The following is a 19101-nucleotide window of genomic DNA, read 5'->3' on the forward strand; positions in this document are numbered from 1 at the left end:
CGCAAGTTTCCGGCAATCCGGCGCATGCCCTGTTGCCCCCGCCCAGCGCTTGACCCGATGATTGATGGCATAAGGGAAAATCCCAATGTCTCGGGAGGGAAGTGTGAAATTGATATCGCTGAGAACCGGCGCGGCTGTCGTCGCCGCCTTCGTCATGTCATCCTGCGCCGCCGTCGCCAAAGAGCCAGCCAGCGTCGATGAACAGGTCGATGCGCTGATCGCGGAAATGACAATCGGGGAAAAAGTCGGTCAGCTGACCCAGTTCTCCGATCTCGGCGACACGACCGGCCCTGCCCCGAATGATGATCTGCAACGCCGCCGCCGCGATCTGGTCACCTCCGGCACGGTCGGCTCGATGCTGAACACGATCGGCCTCGAAGACATCCGCACCATCCAGGACTATGCCGTCAACGAGTCGCGCCTCGGCATCCCGGTGCTCTTCGGATATGACGTCGTCCACGGCTACAAGACCATCTTCCCGCTCCCGCTCGCCGAAGCTGCGAGCTGGGATCTCGAAATGATGGAACAGACGGCCCGCATCGCCGCCGCCGAAGCTGCCGCTGATGGGCTCAACTGGACCTTCGCACCGATGGTGGACATCGGACGCGATGCCCGTTGGGGCCGGGTCATGGAAGGGGCCGGCGAAGACCCATATCTCGGCTCGAAGATCGCTGTGGCCCGTGTGCGCGGTTTCCAGGGCGATGATCTCTCAGACCCGCTCACCATCGCCGCCACAGTAAAGCATCTGGCCGGCTATGGTTTTGCCGAAGCGGGCCGTGACTACAACACGGTGGATGTCGGCACGGTCACCGTACACAACATCATGCTGCCGCCCTTCAAGGCCGCGCTGGAACAGGCAGATGCCGCAACGGTGATGAACGCTTTCAACGTGCTGAACGGCGTCCCGGCAACCGGTGACCGCGCCCTGCAGCGCGACCTCGTCAAAGGCAAATGGGGCTTTGACGGCTTTATCGTATCGGACTGGGGCTCAGCCCTCGAAATGATCAATCACGGCTTTGCCGAGGATGAGCGCGACGCGGCGCTCAAAGCCATCACCGCCGGGTCCGACATGGACATGGAAAGCTATGTCTATTTCAATCACCTCGCAGACCTCGTCGAAGCCGGCGACGTGCCGATGGACATGGTGGATGACGCGGTCCGCCGTATCCTCGAAGTGAAGTTCGATCTCGGCCTCTTCGACGATCCATACCTCTATATCGATGAAGGGCGCGCGCGTGAGACGCTGATGGCGCCGGAGCATCTCGACGCCGCTCGCCGCATGGCCGAACGCTCAATCGTGCTTCTGAAGAATGATGAAGACCTTCTGCCCCTGAAACAGGGCGAGAGCATCGCGCTCATCGGTGCGCTGGCCGCTGACAAGGACAGCCCCATCGGCAACTGGCGCGCCATGGGCGAGTCCGATTCGGCGGTCTCCCTCGTCGAAGGCTTTGAAGAGGCTGGCCTGTCCTTCACCTATGAAGAAGGCACGGCGCTCGAGATCGGCGACGCAGGATTTGCGAACGAAGTCATCGTCAACATGTATGACCGCAGCGGATTCGATGCCGCCGTGGCCGCGGCACAAACCGCCGACAAGGTCGTCATCGTGCTGGGCGAAGATGGCCTGCAGTCTGGCGAAGGCCGCAGCCGCGCCCATCTCGGTTTCCCCGGCCTGCAGCAAGAGCTGCTTGAGGCCGTCCAAGCGGCCAATGACAATGTCATCCTTGTCGTCATGAGTGGCCGCCCGCTCGTGCTCAGCTGGGCCGACGAGAACGTCCCGGCCATTGTTCAGGCCTGGCATCTCGGCAGCGAAAGCGGCCACGCCCTCACCAACGTCCTGACCGGCGCGTATAATCCAAGCGGCAAGCTGCCGATGAGCTTTCCGCGCGCCGTCGGCCAGCTGCCGATCTATTACAACCACCTCAATACCGGCCGTCCGGACGAAATCCCGGATGTCTTCTGGTCGCATTATATCGACGAAGACAACGCCCCGCTCTACCCGTTCGGGTACGGCCTCAGCTATACTGATTTTGCCTATTCGAACCTGTCGGTCACCCCCACCAGCAATGGCGCGGCGGTCGAGGTGAGCGTCCAGAACACAGGCGATGTCGCGGGTGAGGAAGTCATGCAGCTCTACATCCGCGATCTCGCCGCCAGCGTGTCGCGTCCAGTCCGTGAACTGAAGGGCTTTAAGAAAGTCGCCCTTCAGCCGGGTGAAACCTATACGGCAAGCTTCTCGCTCGGCCCCGATGAACTCGGCTTCTACAACGGCGCCGGCGAATACCTCGTCGAACCTGGAAAATTCGAAGTGTTCGTAGGCGGATCATCTGCGGCGACGCTAACCGCTGAATTCGACCTTGAAACTGCAACCGCGATCGACTGACGAGTTTCCTCCCTCGCCGCGCGGTTCGGAAAGCTGCGACGAGTGCCCGCTCGTCGCAGCTTTTTTCGTTTCGATTTCGAACGTTGGCGGACAATCTTCGGCGATAACTTCCCATTTACCGCGCCAATCAACCCGTTCGCCGCACGGCCATTGTATGACAGGGCAGCTGCCAGCACGCTGCAATCAAGGGAGTCATCAGAACTCTGAAAGGGATAGGGAATGCGGAAGTTGCGTGCAGGCAAACACTTGGGCTGTGTGGCGGTCCTATTGACGGCATGCACCGCTAATCCCGCGACCGCGCCTGTCGTTTCCTCCTCCGAATCCGATGCTCAATGGACCACAGTCTGGTTTGAGGACTTTGGTGGCGATGCGCTTGATCGCAGTCGCTGGACAGCCGACGAATCCTGCTGGGGCGGCGGCAATAATGAGCGCCAGTGCTACACGGACCGGCCCGCCAATATCGAAGTGTCTGACGGTGTCCTGAAACTCAAGGCGCGCAAGGAAACATACACCGCGCCCATCAACCATCCCGATCGCAAGAGCGATGATGTCACGACGCAGGAATACACCTCCGGCAAGATCAGCACGCATAACAGCGCAGCCTGGAAGCACGGCAAGTTCTCCGCGCGCATGAAGCTGCCCGCCGGCCAGGGCACATGGCCCGCTTTCTGGATGATGCCGGTTGATGCCGAATATGGCCACTGGCCGCTGTCCGGTGAGCTCGACATCATGGAAGCGGTCAATCTCGGCACGCCGTGCGACGACTGCCCGACGGGCACCGAAGTCCGCACATCCGGCGCCGCTCATTTTGGTGAGCTGGAACCCGACAATACCTACCTGTTCAACAAGACATCCGGCCTCGAACCGGGCAGCCCTGCCGATGAATGGCGGGTCTACTCACTCGAATGGGGCGAAGGCCAGATCCAGTGGATGGTCGACGGCAAGATCTTCATGCGGCTCACGGCCGATGACTGGTACACCGGTGCCCCCGAAGCAGAGGGCCGAGAATTCGCGCCCTTCGACCAGCCCTTCTACCTGATGCTCAACCTCGCCGTCGGCGGAAATCTCCCTGAGAAATCCAATGGCGCAGGCTTCGATCCGGCCTCTTTCCCGGCGGAACTGCAAGTCGACTGGGTCAAGGTTGAGACATGCGATGGCGACGAAGCGACCGGCCTCGCCTGCCTCGATGATCAGGAATGGACCGGAACACCCATGGGGCCTTGGGAGGTACAGGCCCGCTAAAACCAATCACGACCTATAGAAACTTATACATCTGGGAGGAAAAATGAGACATTCAGGTTTGATCACATGGCGGCAGGTGTCGCTCGCACTTCTGGGGAGCGCCTCCGCGCTCGCCATTGCCAATAGCGCCGTCGCTCAGGAAGCGGTCGATGAGGGCGAGGATCTGCGCCAGGACGTCGTTGTCGTCGAAGGTATTCGCGGCAGTCTGACAGAAGCCAGCGACATCAAGCGCAACTCGCAAGGCGTCGTCGATGCCATCACCAATGAAGACATCGGTAAGTTCCCTGACACGAACCTCGCCGAATCCCTTCAGCGCATCACCGGTGTCTCTATCAACCGCCAGAATGGCGAAGGCAGCCAGGTCACCGTTCGCGGCTTCGGTCCGGACTTCAACCTCGTCCTGCTGAACGGCCGCCAGATGCCAACCGCCTTCCTGACCGGCGGCGCACCCTCGTCGCGCAGCTTCGATTTCGGCAACATCGCCTCTGAAGGCATCGCTGCGGTGGAAGTCTACAAGACGGGCCGCGCAGCCCTGCCAACTGGCGGTATCGGCTCAACCCTGAACATCAAGACGGCCCGCCCGCTCAATTCACCTGGCCTTCGCGGCTCGGTCGGCATCAAGGGCGTCTATGACGACTCGGTCACCAATATCGGTGACAAGGAAATCACGCCAGAAATCTCCGGCATCTTCTCCGACACCTTCGCCAATGACACGATTGGTATTGCAGTGGCCGGCAGCTATCAGGAACGCGATTCCGGCTATGCACAAGTCGGCACGACGAGCGGCTGGCGCGGCGCCTATCTCGGCTCGGAAAATGATTGGGGCACACTACCTCAGCCGCCAGCCGATACTCAGGTGACGAACCGTCCGGGCCCGACCGACATTTACTCGACCCCGCAAAACGTCAATTACAGCCTGACCAATATCAGCCGTGAGCGGACGAATTTGCAGGGCACATTGCAATACGAACCGGTCTCCACATTCACCGCGACGCTCGACTATTTCTACAGCGACAACAAGGTCGCCACCGAGCGCTCCGACATGTCGGTCTGGTTCAACCATGGTGACGTCACCAGCGGCTGGACAGATGGTCCGATCGCCAGCCCGCTCTTCTACAATGAAGACTTTGGCGATGGCGGTTCTGACCTCTCCATGGGCGGTGCTAAATTCGCCACGAAGAGCGAGAACAACTCGATTGGCGTCAACCTCGACTGGCAAGCCACTGACCGGCTCTCCTTCGTCCTTGATGCGCACTCATCCAGCGCCGAATCCGGCCAGGACAGCCCTTACGGCACCACGTCGGTCATCTCGACAGCGGACCTGCAACTGCGCTCACAAGGCATCGATTTCAGAAGTGAAATCCCTGTGCTTCAGCTCGGTTTCCAGGCGCCTTTCACCGGCATCGATGAGAGCCGCATGATCTCGACAGGCTCGGTTTTCGGCAACAGCTATATCAAGACCGAGATCGACCAGATCCAGCTGAACGGTCGATACGAGCTCGACAATATCATCGACAGTGTGGATTTCGGTGTCTCGTCGACCACCAACAAGGTCCGCTCGGCCTTTGCCAATGCCCAGCGCGATACCTGGGGCGGCGTCGGGACGGCCGATGACCTGCCGGATGACATCTTCCGCCGTGTGAACATTGCCGAGAACTTTGACCAGTTCAGCGGTGCCGGCCAGACACAGCAGGACTTCTTCGTCTTCGATTTCGACCGCATGGTCGATATCATCGACAGCGCCGGTGACCCGTTCAACCAGGCCTGTGGCGGTGATGGCATCTGCCGCTCTGACAACTTCCTGGAAGACCGGCGCATCGAGGAAGAAAGCCTTGCTGGCTTCCTTGAGGTTCACAAGGACTTCGACATCGGCACCATGCCAGCTCAGATCAATGCGGGCATCCGGTATGAGACGACCGACGTCACGTCGCCAGCCCAGGTCGTTGCCCCAACCGGCGTGCAATGGGTCGCGGCCAACGAGTTCGGTCTGATCGGTCTCGACAATGCAGCGAACACCCAGACGCAGACCTTCGAAGGCGAGTATGACTACTGGCTGCCAGCCGTCGACTTCCGCCTGGAGCCGCGTGACGACGTCGTTCTGCGGGCTTCCTACAGCAAGACCATGACCCGTCCGGGCTATGGTGACATTGCAGGCGGTCTCGGCGTTCAGCAGATCGTTCGCGTCGATGGCGGTACCGGTACGAATGGCAACACCAATCTGCGCCCATTCCTGTCAGAGAACTTCGACGCTTCGGCGGAGTGGTACTATGATGGCGGTCTCGGCTCTTATGTTTCTGCGGGCTACTACCGCAAAAACGTCGAGAACTTCATCGGATCCGGCGTTGTGACCCAGTCGCCCTTCACGGTTTACACACCGTTCGGCGGTGAGCGTTACATGGATGCCCTGGCGGCCGTCGGTGATGACGCCGTGGCGATCCGTCAGTGGATCTTCGAGAATGCCGATCCATCGACCTATGAGATCACAGGCACCGACTCCAATGGCAACTTCACCGGCAACATCTTCGGTGTTGCAGGCGAAGACCCGATCCTCACCTTCGACATTGCAACGCCTGTGAACCAGGAAGAAGCAACCGTCGATGGCTGGGAATTTGCCTGGCAGCACTTCTTCGGTGACTCAGGCTTCGGCTTCATCGCCAACTACACGATCGTTGATGGTGATGTCGGCTTCGACAACAATCAGGTACCATCGAGCGGTGACCCGCAATTCGCGATCACCGGCCTGTCGGACAGCTACAATTTGATCGGCTTCTACGACAAGAATGGTCTGCAGGCGCGTCTCGCCTATAACTGGCGCGACCAGTTCCTGACCTCGACCATCGGCGTCAGCGGCACACCAAACAATCCGCAATATGTGGAGGAATATGGTCAGCTGGACTTCAATGTCAGCTATGAAATCCGCGACGGCATTACGCTGTTTGTTGAAGGCATCAATGTCACGGATGAGACCACCCGCACGGTTGGCCGCACACCGGCATACGTCAACTTCGCAACGCAAACCGGCGCCCGCTACAATTTCGGTGCCCGGTACACGTTCTAAGCTGCTCTGACTGCGCCCCTGCCGGTTTCGACCGGCAGGGGTCCTTCTTTGAGGCCAGTCTCGCATTTCGGGGCTGGTATTCCTTAAAAGCGGCAGACCTGCCAGAATGGGTCTCTGGGAGAGATCATGATCTGCACGACCGAACGAACAGACATTTTCAATGATGCCGCCCCGGTACGCGAAGTCTCGTGTCACCGCTCCGATGCCGGCCTTATCGAAGAGATTTCCAAATCCCTCAGCCCCGTCATCCTGCGCGGCTTTGTCAGCGACTGGCCCGTCGTCGATGCCGGCAAAGCCTCCCTTGGCGACCTTCAGGCCTATCTGAACCGTTTCGACAATGGCGCGGTTGTGCCAATCTCCGCCGGTCCTGCCGAGCTTGATGGCCGCCTTTTCTACAATGATGATTTCACCGGCGTGAATGTCGACCGCGGCAACGCCACCTTCACCATGTTTCTCGACCGCATCTTCAAATACGGCCCGGCTGACCCGCCGCCGCTCATCTATCTTGCCTCGACCGATGTGGACGCCGTCCTCCCCGGTTTTCGCAATGAAAATGATATCGATTTCGGCGACCTAGCTCCGCTGCGCAGCGTCTGGATCGGCACCCGCACCCGCGTCGCTGCCCATAACGACCTGCCGCTGAACATCGCCTGCGTCGCCGCTGGCAAGCGCCGGTTCACCCTCTTCCCGCCCGACCAGACGCCGAACCTCTATGTCGGCCCGTTTGAGCTGACGCCCGCCGGCCGCCCGATCAGCCTGGTCGATTTCGCGGCTCCAGATCTGGGCAAGTTCCCCCGCTTCAGGGACGCCGTCCGCCATGCCGAAATCGCTGACCTCGACCCCGGCGACGCACTCTTCATCCCGTCCATGTGGTGGCACCATGTCGAGGCCACAGGCCCGGTCAACATCCTCGTCAATTACTGGTGGCGCACCTCTCCCGCCCATCTCGGCACGCCGCAGGATGCGCTGACCCATGCCATGAAGACGCTGCGTGACCTGCCGCCGGAAGAGAAAACGATCTGGAAGCAAATGTTCGACCACTATGTCTTCAACAATGATGGCAGCGAGGCCGATCACATCCCCGACAATGCGCGTGGCGTCCTTGATCCCATCACGCCCGAAAGCGCCGCCCGCATCCGCGCTTTCCTTCGCGATCGACTGAACCGGTGACCCAAATGCAAAACGCTGCGCCCAGAAAGAAAGTGATTATCGCCGGCGGCGGCACGGCTGGCTGGATGACGGCGGCTGCCATGGGCAAGGTGCTGGAGAAAGTCTGCGACGTCACCCTCGTGGAGTCCGACGCCATCGGCACTGTCGGCGTCGGCGAGGCCACCATCCCGACCCTCGTCACTTACAACCGCCTGATCGGCCTCGACGAGGCAAAATGGATGAGCGCCGTTAGCGGCACCTTCAAGCTCGGCATCGCCTTCGAGAACTGGACCGACCTCAACCACCGCTACATTCACTCCTTCGGGATCACCGGCAAGGATCACTGGACCGCAGGCTTCCAGCATTTCTGGCATCGCGGGCGCGAACTCGGCGTCGCAGGAGAGTTTGGCGATTACTGCCTTGAACTTATCGCCGCCGAAAAAGACCGTTTCGCCCATCTGCCAGACCTCGGTCTCAACTATGCCTACCATATCGACGCGACGGCCTATGCCCGCTTCCTGCGAGAGCTCGCTGAAGCGCATGGTGTCAAGCGCCGCGAAGGGAAAATCGCTCAAGTCCGCCGCGCAGACAGCGGCGACATTGCCAGCCTGATCCTTGAGGACGGCACCGAAATCGAGGGCGATCTCTTCATCGACTGCACGGGTTTTCGCGCCCTGCTCATCGATGGCGCGCTCGGCGTCGGATATGATGACTGGACGCACTGGCTGCCCTGCGACCGCGCCATCGCGGTACAGACTGAATCGGTCCGGACCCCGCGCCCCTACACCCGCTCCATCGCGCATGAAGCCGGCTGGCGCTGGCAAATCCCGCTGCAGCACCGCACCGGCAACGGCACGGTCTATTGCAGCAAATATATGAGCGACGACGAGGCCCAGGCGAAGCTCCTGAACGATATCGAGGGCAAGCCCCTCACAGAGCCACGCGTCATCCGCTTCCGCACCGGCACGCGCCGCGCCCATTGGCACCGCAACTGTATCGCCATCGGCCTGTCCAGTGGCTTCATCGAACCCCTGGAATCGACCAGCATCCACCTCATCCAGCGCTCTGTCATGCGCCTCATGCGCGCCTTCCCGCAGGGCGCGATTTCACAGTCCGACATCGATGAGTTCAATACGCAGACCCAGTATGAAATCGACCATATTCGCGATTTCATCATCCTGCATTACCATCTGACCAACCGCACCGACACGCCGTTCTGGCGTCATGTCCGCTCCATGGACATCCCGGACGGCCTGCGCCACCGCATGGACCTTTTCCGCGAGACGGGCCGGGTCTACCGCGCCAATGACGAGCTTTTCGCGGAGAATTCATGGACGCAGGTCATGCTCGGCCAGGGCCTGATGCCTGAGAGCCATCACCCCGTCGCCGACGTGATGAGCGAAGCCGAGGTCAAACGCTTCCTCGATTACATCATTGAGAATGTCGAGAAGACGTCAGACAGTCTGCCGTCGCATGAAGATTACCTGAAAAAATACTGCCCGGCCAAAGAGATGGCATCACAATCCAGGCCTGTGCAGGAACACGCTTAACAAGAAATCCGGGGCGTCGCTGAACGACCTTTGGGGAGGGAAACAAAATGGCATTAGAGACGATCGACCTCGTCATTGTGGGGCTTTATGCGGTGGCGCTATTCGCCATCGCGATCCTGGTCTCGCGTGAGCCTGCAGGCCACAAGAAAGACACCGAGGACTATTTCCTCGCCGGCAAAGCCCTGCCCTGGTGGGCCATCGGCGCCTCGCTGATTGCCGCGAACATTTCAGCTGAGCAGATCATCGGCCAGTCGGGCCAGGGCTTCGTCGTTGGCCTCGCCATTGCCGCCTATGAGTGGCAGGCAGCCATCGTCCTTCTGATCGTCGCGAAATTCTTCCTGCCCATCTTCCTGGAGCGGAAGATTTTCACCATGCCGCAATTCCTCGAGACCCGCTTCGGGCCCGAGGTCAAATCGATCATGGCCGTGTTCTGGATCATCCTCTACACGGCGGTGAACCTCACCTCGATCCTGTGGCTCGGCGGCCTTGCGATCAGCGCCGTCACGGGCTGGGCCGTCCTGCCTGCGATGATCGGGCTCGGCGCATTTGCCGTGCTCTACTCGCTCTATGGCGGCCTGAAAGCGGTTGCCCTGACCGACATCATCCAGGTCGTCATCCTGATCTTTGGCGGCTTCGCCATCCTGTGGATCTCGCTCGGCCTCGTCGGCGGCGACGCCGGCCCGATGGCAGGTCTCGGCACGCTGATGAGCGAGATCCCCGACCATTTCAACATGATCCTCCAGCCGGACCATCCGAACTATGGCGACCTGCCGGGCATCTGGACACTGCTTGGCGGTCTCTGGGTGCTTCACTTCTCTTATTGGGGCTTCAACCAGTACATCATCCAGCGCGCGCTCGGCGCAGAGAGCCTGCCCGAAGCGCAGAAGGGTCTTGCCTTCGCCGCCTTCCTGAAGCTTCTCATCCCGGTCATCGTGGTCATTCCAGGCATCGCCGCGCTCTGGCTCGCCCAGAACGGCCAGCTCGACATGGACACGCTAAGCGCCAAGCCGGACAGCACCTATGGCATCCTGATGACGCTGGTGCCCGGCGGCCTGCGCGGCATCGTCTTCGCGGCCCTCATCGCCGCGATCGTCTCGTCGCTCGCCTCCATGATGAACTCGATCTCCACCATCTTCACCATGGACATCTACCGGGACTATATCGCCAAGGATAAGACCGAGGATCACTATGTGATGACCGGCCGGATCACCGCGCTCGTCGCCATGATCATCGCCCTCATCCTCGCTCAGCCATTCCTGGGCGGCATGGAAAGCGCCTTCCAGACGATCCAGGAATATACCGGCTTCATCGCGCCGGGCGTCGTCGCGGTCTTCCTGCTTGGCTTCTTCTGGGCACGCACCAATACGGCCGGCGCTTTTGCCCTGCTGATCTCATCAGTGGTGCTGTCGGTCGCAGCCAAGCTGATGCTGCCTGAGCTGCCTTTCGTGCTGCGGATCTGGATCGTCTTCCTGGTCTGCCTCGTCATTGGCGTCATCGTCTCCCTGATGACCCCCAAGCCAAAGCCGGAGCAGCCGGTCTACCTTGGCGGCATCCAGTTCGACACAAGAGTCGGCTTCAATATCGCGTCCGTACTGATCGTCCTGATCCTCGCCGCGATCTACGTCGCCTTCTGGTAGGACGCCCCACAGACAACAAAAAAGCCCGGACACGCCTCAACGCGTCCGGGCTTTTTATTGATCAGAAATCCAGGCCAGACTGTCAGGCCAGCTGGCTCAACTCACATCCGCGAGCATGTCCTCGATCATCTGTTTCTGGAAGGTTTTCAGCAGCTCGATCGACTTGTTCGCGCCGGTGCGGGAATGCTCACGCAAGGCATCGATGGACAGGCCTCGCCCCGCCGCCGCATAGAGCTGCACGAAAGCGTCAAACCTCTCGCGGTGCTTCGACGCGTCGAGGCCCATATCTTCGCCCAGCCGCCAGGTCCGGTCCTTGTGACTGCGGTCGATCTCATCATTGATCTGCTCTATCCGCTTGGCCATTTCCGGATCACTGCGCGCGCTGAGCATGATCTCGAGGCGCGCCACGCCAGACGGCGACACCATCGCTTCCCAGAGCACATCAACCAGCGCCAGAAACTTCTCCTTCGGCGTATCGAACACGCTGAGCCGGGCCTTGTGCAGCTTGCGCCGCATCACGCGAATATGCTCGGCCGTGGCCATGATCAGATCGGCTTTTGTCGGGAAATGGTGAAGCATGGCGCCGCGGCTCACGCCAGCGCGTTTTGCCACCAGAACCGTCGTGGTCTGGTGGTAACCAAGTTCGTAGAGAGTCTGGATCGTCGCTTCGATCAGTTTTGCGCGGGTCGTTGCCGTCCGTTCGGCATTGGGGACCCGCCTGCGCTGCGGTTCTGATTCAGCCTGTGCGTCGCTGGACATTCTGTTTTGTTACACCGGTTACCTTTCAGCACACTATACCGTTATTTAGACTGATTGTTCTAGGTATTGCCCCTTAATGATGTCGCACATCGTCGCGATCGGTGGTGGATGATGCGTCGGGCTCTGGCTGAAGGTCTGCCAACGGCCGCAGACCAGACGCGAACCGCAGGCTCGACACCGCGCTTGTTTGGCCTCCCGCACAATAAATGAAGCTGACTATCGCCAAGTCTCGAAAATTCTTCTACAGGTGAGTCTCAAGGGAGTGGCTCAGCAGGCAAATATGCCCGGCCGCACAACAGGAAACGAAGGTTTTCAGGAGAGCCGTAGCGGCCCGCTGCGCGCCCATCCTGTCTGACCAATGCCGGGAGCGAATGCGGAGCCATGCCTATCAGACCGCCCAGAGACCGTAAGCATGCGCGGCCCCATAAGGCGTCTCCTGCCAGCGTCACCCTTGGCGGCGGCATGCTCGCCCTCGCCGCCGTGTCGCTCGTCCCGACTGCCGCCGCTCGCGAAGCCGCCCTGCCAGACACGTCCCAGCCTGCCGCCTCGGACTCCCGCGTCACCTATGGCCCGGACTATTTCGCCCGCTACAATCCGTCGACCGCCGAAGATATCCTGAAGATCATCCCCGGCGTCCAATCCATTCTGGATGAGGCGAAACCGAGCCGGGAGGAACGGGGCTTCGGGTCTGGCGGCGCGCGCGTGCTGCTCAATGGCCGCCGGTTTCCGGGCAAGGCCAATGATCTGGCCGCCAATCTCCGCCGCATTCCACATGACGCTGTCGCCCGGGTCGAACTGATCAGCGGCGCCGTCGATGACATCGCCGTCCAGTCCGAAGGCACGCTGGTCAATGTCGTCCTCAGGGAGGGCGCATCCATCGCAGGCACCGGCACCTGGGAAGCCTATGTCCGCTTCAATGATCAGGGCCGCACCGAACTTGACGGGCTTGTCTCCTATAATGGCAGTTTCAACGGCGTCGGATACACCATCGGCATAGAGCGCAATGCCTGGTCGCCGGAGGTCTACGGCCCGATCCGCTGGAGCGACAGGACCCGCGACGAGGTCTATTATTATCCCGACTTCACCGTGCAGGAACGCCGCCCACAGGACTGGTCCCGCGATCACGACAAGTGGATCTACACGGGCGGCCTTTCCTATGATTTCGTGCGCGGCGACCGGCTACAGCTGAACGGCTTCCTGCAGACCATCGACGTCACCACATCAGACCGCACCCCTTTCACCCGCTATGGTCCCGCCGGCAACATGACCCTCCAGGCGCTCGACCTGCATGAGCGCGACCAGAACCCGTGGGACACGCTCGAACTCAGCGGCGATTATGAAGGCGCATGGTTTGGCGGACAGCTGAACGCCCTCGCCATCCACAAGCGCGAGACCATCCTGACCGAAGATTTCCGCCGCCTCGTCATCGCCGACCGGACGATCGAACGCAGCCGTAGCCTGTCGGATGTCGAGATCGGCGAAGACATCCTTCGCGCCACCTGGACGCGGCCTCTCAATGCGGACATGTCGGTCGAAATCGGCGCAGAGGGCGCAAAGAATTTCCGCGACCAGAGCCTACGCGTCTTCTTCGATATCGACGCCGATGATCTCGTTGAAGAAGTCGTCGTTCCGACCGGGAATGCCCATGTCGAGGAGCAGCGCGCCGAGGCCTTCCTCACCCACCGCTGGAAGCCAACGGCGAAACTCTCGCTCGATACCTCGCTGACCTATGAGACCTCCGAGATCACCAACAATTACGACTTCAGCCCGGACCGGAGCCTCTCCTTCTGGAGGCCACGCCTCGATGCGCGCTACAAGGTGACACCCCGCCAGCAGGCCCGCCTCCTCGTCGAGCGCACGGTCAGCCAGCTCGACTTTGAGAACTTCACCCCTCGCTATGATTTCGTCGACGAAGAGATCGATGCCGGCAATCCGGGGATCGAGCCGGAAAAAGCCTGGGAATACGAGCTTGGTTACACCTACCGCTTGCCAAAGGATGGCGGCCGGATTGAAGGCCGCGTCTTCTACAAGGACATCACCGACGCCATCGACAAGGTCCCGATCTTCGACCCCATTCGCGGCGTCTACTCGGCAGAAGGCAACATACCGGACGCCGAAGTGCACGGCGCCGAAATCAAGACCAGCCTTCGCCTCACCCCGCTCAGCCTGCGCGACGCCATCGTGTCCGTTCAGTACACCTGGCAGGACTCAGATATTTCAGACCCGTTTACCGGCCAGGGTCGCCGCCTGCGCGCGGATAATGGAGACAATTACGAGGTCAGCTACCGCCACGACATCACAAAGGCCGGGCTCTCCTACGGGGCCACCTACCGCCATCCCGGCCATGCCATGATCTATAGCGATCTCGACTCCACGGCCCGGTTCCACATAGGACCGCGCCTGTCAGCCTTTGCCGAGAAGAAGCTCTGGGGCGACATGGCCCTGCGCATCGAGGCGCACAATATCGAGAGCGGCAATGAAAGCCGCAGCCGGGCGCTCTACGCAGACACGGTTTTCGGCGGCACGGTCCGACAGATCCAGACATGGGAAGAAGACCGCGACACCCGCGTCGCGATCGGGCTTCGCGGCACGTTTTAGGCGCCGCAGGAGCCGCGCACGATAAGCTCTGTCGGTGAGCGCTCGGACCGGCGCGTGCCGCCCTGCGAATCCACCAGTTTCGACACCAGCAGCCGGCCCGCCTTCGCAGTATCCTGAGACACGGTCGTCAGCGACGGGCGCGACAGGCGGCTGAACGGCACATTGTCATAGCCGACAACAGAGACATCACCGGGCACATCACGGCCCTGCGCCTGCAGCGCCCTTATCGCGCCCAACGCGATCAAATCACTGGCCGCGACGACGCCATCAAACTCCAGGCCCCGGTCGATCTGGCTGTGAATGGCGGCCTCAGCCGACTCCACCTCGAAATGCACCGGCAGATACCAGTCGGGATCAGCATCGATGCCGGCCTTGTCGAGCGCCTCGAGATAGCCGCGATACCGCTGCAGCGCTTCAGGCGCTTCAGTGTCGCCAAGAAACAGGATCTTCTTTCGCCCAAGACGAACAAGGTGCGAAGTCGCGCGCCGCCCGCCCATGGGATTGTCACTCCCGATGGAGCAATAGGACTGCTCAGGCAGCTCTGCGCCCCAGACGACAAAGCGGCTGTCCTTCACGGCGAGACGGTTGAATTCAGTATGAAGCGAACTCTGCCCGATGAAGATGACGCCATCGGCGCGGCTCGTGCTCATCGCAAAAGCGAGGTCGTCATAATTGGTCGGCGTAATATGGCTCACCAGCACGTCGCAATTGCGTTCGCGTGCCGCTTCGGCAATCCCGGCCAGCAGCTCAAAGAAGAACGGATCGTAGATATTGCCGTCACGCGCCTGAGGCTGTGGCACGACCACGGCAATCGTCGCCTCGGCGCCGATCGGCCCGGCGGGCATGCGCTGGCGGAAAGGGTAGTCCAGCTCCCGCGCCAGCTCCCAGATGGCCTGCTTGGTCCGCCGGTTAATCGCCGGGCTGTCGTTCAAAGCACGCGACACCGTCGAAATGGAAACGCCAGCCTTCTTGGCGAGGTCTTCCAATCTCGTCGATTTTCGCGATGGTTTGTCCGCTGAACCTGTCATGCCTACTCTGTCCCCCGGTTATCCTCATCGGTTGGAACAGCCCAATATCCACTCCAGCCCGCAATATGCTCCGGCACAGCAACAAAACCGTTAACCGCGCCGGTTTCATCCGCGACGATACGATACGCGTTTCTGTCAGGCGGCATATACTGAACTGAGCTGTCACTGCAATTCAGCACGCAGAGCAAGGTGTGATTCCCCCAGCGGCGCTCGAACGCGATCACGCCCTCTGGCGCGTCGAGAAACGCCATATCGCCGAGCCGCAGCACAGGCAGCGACTGGCGAAGCGCCATGAGTGACCGGGTCACGTTCAGGCTCGAAGCGGGGTCCTTGTCCTGCGCCTCAACTGACAGCGCATCGTGCGCCGGATCCACTGGCAGCCAGGGCTCTCCCGTCGAGAAGCCGGAATTGTCAGCGCCCGACGTCCACGGGATTGGCGTGCGCGCGCCATCCCGCCCCAGCGTCCGTGGCCAGTTCGCAATCGCTTCAGGATCTTTCAGATGCTCAAACGGCACATGCGCCTGCGGCAGGCCCAGCTCCTCGCCCTGATAGATAAAGGCATTCCCGCGAAAGCCGAGCAGCAGCAGTAGCAGCGCATCAGCCGCCTGCTTGCGGTCTTCCGGCTTTGCCCAGCGCGACACCGCACGCGGCGCATCATGGTTTGAAAACGCCCAGCTCGGCCAGCCTTCATCGGCCCCGCCATGCCACTGGTTCAGCGATTTTTGCACCGCAGAAGGGACCAGCTTCTCCGCATACAGGAAATCGAAATTATACGCTGAATTCAGACGCTTATCGCCCTCTGTGAAGGCTTTCATTTCGCCAATCGGGTCCGGCCCACCAATCTCGGCCACGGTGAAGACACCCTCATATGTGTCGAGCAGCGCGCGGATGCGCTCCAGAAAGGCCGGCACTTCCGGCTGGGACATATTGTAGACATGGCGCTGCAGGTCGAACGGCCGCGTCACCTTCTCCATCGGCATGTTCGACGGCGGATTGTCCCGCAGCTGCCGGTCATGCATCGAGAAATTGATCGCATCGAGCCGGAAGCCGTCAACGCCCCGGTCGAGCCAGAACTTCGCCGCCGCGATCAGTGCATCCTGAACCTCCGGGTTGTGCACATTCAGCTGCGGCTGTTCCCTCAGGAAGTTATGGAAATAGTATTGCTGGCGCCGCGCATCCCAGGCCCAGCTTGGCCCGCCAAACACCGACTGCCAGTTGTTCGGCGGCGACCCATCGGCCTTCGGATTGGCCCAGACATACCAGTCCGCCTTCGGATTGGTGCGGTTCACCCGGCTCTGCTTGAACCAGTCATGCTCATAGGATGTGTGCGAATAGACCTGATCGATAATGACCTTGAGGCCCAGCTCATGTGCCCTTGCGACCAGCCGGTCGAAATCATCCAGCGTCCCGAACATCGGATCGACGTCGCAATAGTCGGCAACGTCATAGCCATAATCGTCCATGGGCGAGGTAAAGAATGGCGAGAGCCAGATCGCATCGACGCCCAGCGATGCAATATGCGCCAGACCGTCAATCACGCCCGGAAGGTCGCCGATCCCGTCGCCATTCGTATCGAGGAAGCTGCGCGGATAGATCTGATAGATCGTCGCGCCTTTCCACCACGGCGCATCGCCGCTCTGCTCACGGGCCGCAGCAAGCGTCGCCCCCTCAGGCATTTTCATCGTCAAATCACTCACCGGAGACCTCCTCCAGATCACTGAAACAGATAAGATAATCGAGCGGCGCAACCTCAACGCCATAACTGCCGGGCGCCGCAGACCGGGCCGCGCACGCCCCGTGCAGCGACGACCAGTTCGTGGCCGCGGCCGAAACACCAACGAATTCGCTGCGCTCTTCCTCGCTCGCATTGAACGCGATGAGATATTCGCGCCCTTCATGGAGGCGCGACAGGACAATCAGCCCGCCCTCAAGATCGGAGTGACGCACAATCTGCTCACCCCGGCGCAAGCCCGCATGACCCTGCCGGATCGCAGACATGTCGGAAATCGCCGCGAAGAGCGGATGGCCCGTGTCGAAATTATCGTCGGCGGTCGTCTTGCCGGTGCCAATCAGGACATTGTCATTATAGTCCGGCACCTGGCTCTCGAACATGTCCTCGCGCGCCCCGCGATCGTCGCCATCGGAGACAAATCCCTGCTCGTCGCCATAATAGATGGTCGGCACGCCGCGTGAGAACATCAGCATGGCGTGCGCCAGCTCGGTCCGTGCCAGCATCTCTTCATCCCCCATCTCCGGATCCGCCTCACGCAGGAATCCCGCAAACCGACCCATATCGTGATTGCCGAGGAAAGTCGGCAGGATCGCTGCAGTCTCCGGGCCATTCGCATAGGCATGGTCGACCTCGAAGAGGTGCTCCATGTTTCGCGCCGGGGCACCATTCACGATGAGGTCCCGCACAACGCCCTGAAACGCAAAATCGAGCACTGCAGGCAGTTTGTCCCGCCTCGTATATGTCGCAAGAAGCCCCGGGTCGAACTCATAGACTTCGCCAAAAACATGGAAGTGCTCGATCCCGAGGCTCTTCGCGTGTTCGACAATCGCCGGCGAAAACGCCGCCCAGAATTCCGGGTTCACATGCTTGACCGTATCGATGCGAAAACCATCGACGCGAAAGTCCGTAATCCATTGCTTGTAAATGTCGATGAAACCTTCAACCACGCGCGGGTCTTCGGTCATCAGATCATCCAGCCCGGCAAAATCCCCCATGCGCGAGCTTTCGCCCTCGAAGGCGGAATTGCCGCGATTGTGGTAGAGCAGCACATCGTTGAGCCAAGCCGGGTTCTTGATCTTGGCTTCGGCCTCCGGAACGAAGGGGTGATAGGCCCAGTCCGGATTGTCCAGCGCTTCGAAATTCTCCGCTGTCATGACGGATGCGCCAGCAAACCCGTCATTGATACGCGGACCATCCGGCCCACCCTCGCTCGTCCAGGGATAGGCCCCGACGCTGCGATAGACGCACCCCTCCTCGCCGACCTCATCGCCCGGCGCGGGGCTTTCACTACATTCGCGATACTGGATCACATCGGCCGTGTGATTGGTGATGATGTCCATATAGACCTTCATGTTCCGCGCATGCGCAGCGTCCACAAAAGCCTTGAAGTCCTCGCGCGTCCCGATGTGCGGATCGACATTCAGAAAGTCCGTAATCCAGTAGCCATGATAGCCCGCCGATTCCATGCCAGGTGGGCCCTGCACGGCCTTGTTCTCGAAGATCGGCGTCAGCCAGATCGCCGTCGCACCGAGGGCCTGGATATAATCGAGCCGGTCTGTCAGGCCTTTCAGGTCACCGCCATGGAAGAAGCCATTATCCGCCGGGTCGAACCCATGGGCCAGCCGGTCACCGTCAATGCCACCCCGATCATTGGACGGATCACCATTCTCGAAGCGGTCCGGCATGACGAAGTAGATCACCTCATCCTGCGGCAGCCGGGTCTGATAAGTGTCAGCTTCAGGCGAGGGCTGGGCATGCGTCGTCGTGCACGCCGCCATCATCAGGCTTGCCGCAATCATGGGCTGTCGCAGCCGTGACAATCGAGTCCTTGCCATGCTTTTCTCCCTCACTGCATCTTGCCACGGAATCTTACGTTCCGCAATTTTTTGCATAGCTAACACGAAGAGAAATGCATGAAAACCAATTTCTGATATCAAGTTACTTCTATTGTGAACATTGACCTTTTGG

General features: G+C 60.5%; 11 protein-coding genes. 7 read left to right on the forward strand and 4 right to left on the reverse strand.

What is annotated here, in order from left to right; genetic code table 11:
* Window positions 1–103 precede the first annotated feature (103 nt).
* The 6 genes from bglX (at window position 104) to WNY37_RS14485 (ending at window position 11016) form a co-directional block, all read left to right on the forward strand.
* The gene (gene bglX, locus WNY37_RS14460) at window positions 104–2380 is read left to right on the forward strand and encodes a beta-glucosidase BglX (protein WP_342974100.1); all 2277 of its coding nucleotides are present in this window, start codon (window positions 104–106) and stop codon (window positions 2378–2380) included.
* A gap of 267 nt (window positions 2381–2647) precedes the next feature.
* The gene (locus WNY37_RS14465) at window positions 2648–3622 is read left to right on the forward strand and encodes a glycoside hydrolase family 16 protein (RefSeq protein WP_342974101.1); all 975 of its coding nucleotides are present in this window, start codon (window positions 2648–2650) and stop codon (window positions 3620–3622) included.
* A 43-nt stretch (window positions 3623–3665) separates the two neighbouring features.
* Complete coding sequence (locus tag WNY37_RS14470) at window positions 3666–6680, forward strand: TonB-dependent receptor (protein WP_342974102.1); 3015 nt, start codon at window positions 3666–3668, stop codon at window positions 6678–6680.
* Window positions 6681–6806: 126 nt separating this feature from the next.
* Window positions 6807–7850: a cupin-like domain-containing protein gene (locus tag WNY37_RS14475; RefSeq protein ID WP_342974103.1), complete on the forward strand. Its 1044-nt coding sequence runs from the start codon at window positions 6807–6809 to the stop codon at window positions 7848–7850.
* A 5-nt stretch (window positions 7851–7855) separates the two neighbouring features.
* Window positions 7856–9379, forward strand: coding sequence for a tryptophan halogenase family protein (locus WNY37_RS14480; protein ID WP_342974104.1), 1524 nt, complete (start codon window positions 7856–7858; stop codon window positions 9377–9379).
* A 47-nt stretch (window positions 9380–9426) separates the two neighbouring features.
* A complete protein-coding gene (locus WNY37_RS14485) occupies window positions 9427–11016 on the forward strand; it encodes a sodium/sugar symporter (protein WP_342974105.1) in 1590 nt (529 codons plus the stop codon).
* Window positions 11017–11112: 96 nt separating this feature from the next.
* On the opposite strand, the gene WNY37_RS14490 is transcribed toward WNY37_RS14485, so the two are convergent.
* Window positions 11113–11775 (reverse strand): TetR/AcrR family transcriptional regulator, encoded by a 663-nt coding sequence (locus WNY37_RS14490; protein ID WP_342974106.1) that lies wholly within the window; start codon window positions 11773–11775, stop codon window positions 11113–11115.
* A gap of 381 nt (window positions 11776–12156) precedes the next feature.
* Between WNY37_RS14490 and WNY37_RS14495 the strand changes: the two genes are divergently transcribed.
* The gene (locus WNY37_RS14495) at window positions 12157–14373 is read left to right on the forward strand and encodes a TonB-dependent receptor (RefSeq protein WP_342974107.1); all 2217 of its coding nucleotides are present in this window, start codon (window positions 12157–12159) and stop codon (window positions 14371–14373) included.
* On the opposite strand, the gene WNY37_RS14500 is transcribed toward WNY37_RS14495, so the two are convergent.
* From WNY37_RS14500 to WNY37_RS14510, 3 genes are read right to left on the reverse strand one after another with little or no spacing between them, the layout of a single operon-like run.
* Window positions 14370–15401 carry a LacI family DNA-binding transcriptional regulator gene (locus tag WNY37_RS14500; RefSeq protein WP_342974108.1) on the reverse strand — a complete coding sequence of 344 codons (1032 nt, stop codon included), beginning with the start codon at window positions 15399–15401 and terminating at the stop codon, window positions 14370–14372. The genes WNY37_RS14495 and WNY37_RS14500 overlap by 4 nt on opposite strands.
* 2 nt (window positions 15402–15403) lie before the next feature.
* Complete coding sequence (locus WNY37_RS14505) at window positions 15404–17077, reverse strand: alpha-glucosidase (protein ID WP_342974906.1); 1674 nt, start codon at window positions 17075–17077, stop codon at window positions 15404–15406.
* Between the two features lie 13 nt (window positions 17078–17090).
* Entirely contained in the window at window positions 17091–18968 is a 1878-nt protein-coding gene (locus tag WNY37_RS14510; protein WP_342974109.1) for an alpha-amylase family glycosyl hydrolase, read from the reverse strand.
* Window positions 18969–19101 lie beyond the last annotated feature (133 nt).

Source organism: Henriciella sp. AS95 (assembly GCF_038900055.1).
Taxonomy (GTDB): Bacteria; Pseudomonadota; Alphaproteobacteria; order Caulobacterales; family Hyphomonadaceae; genus Henriciella.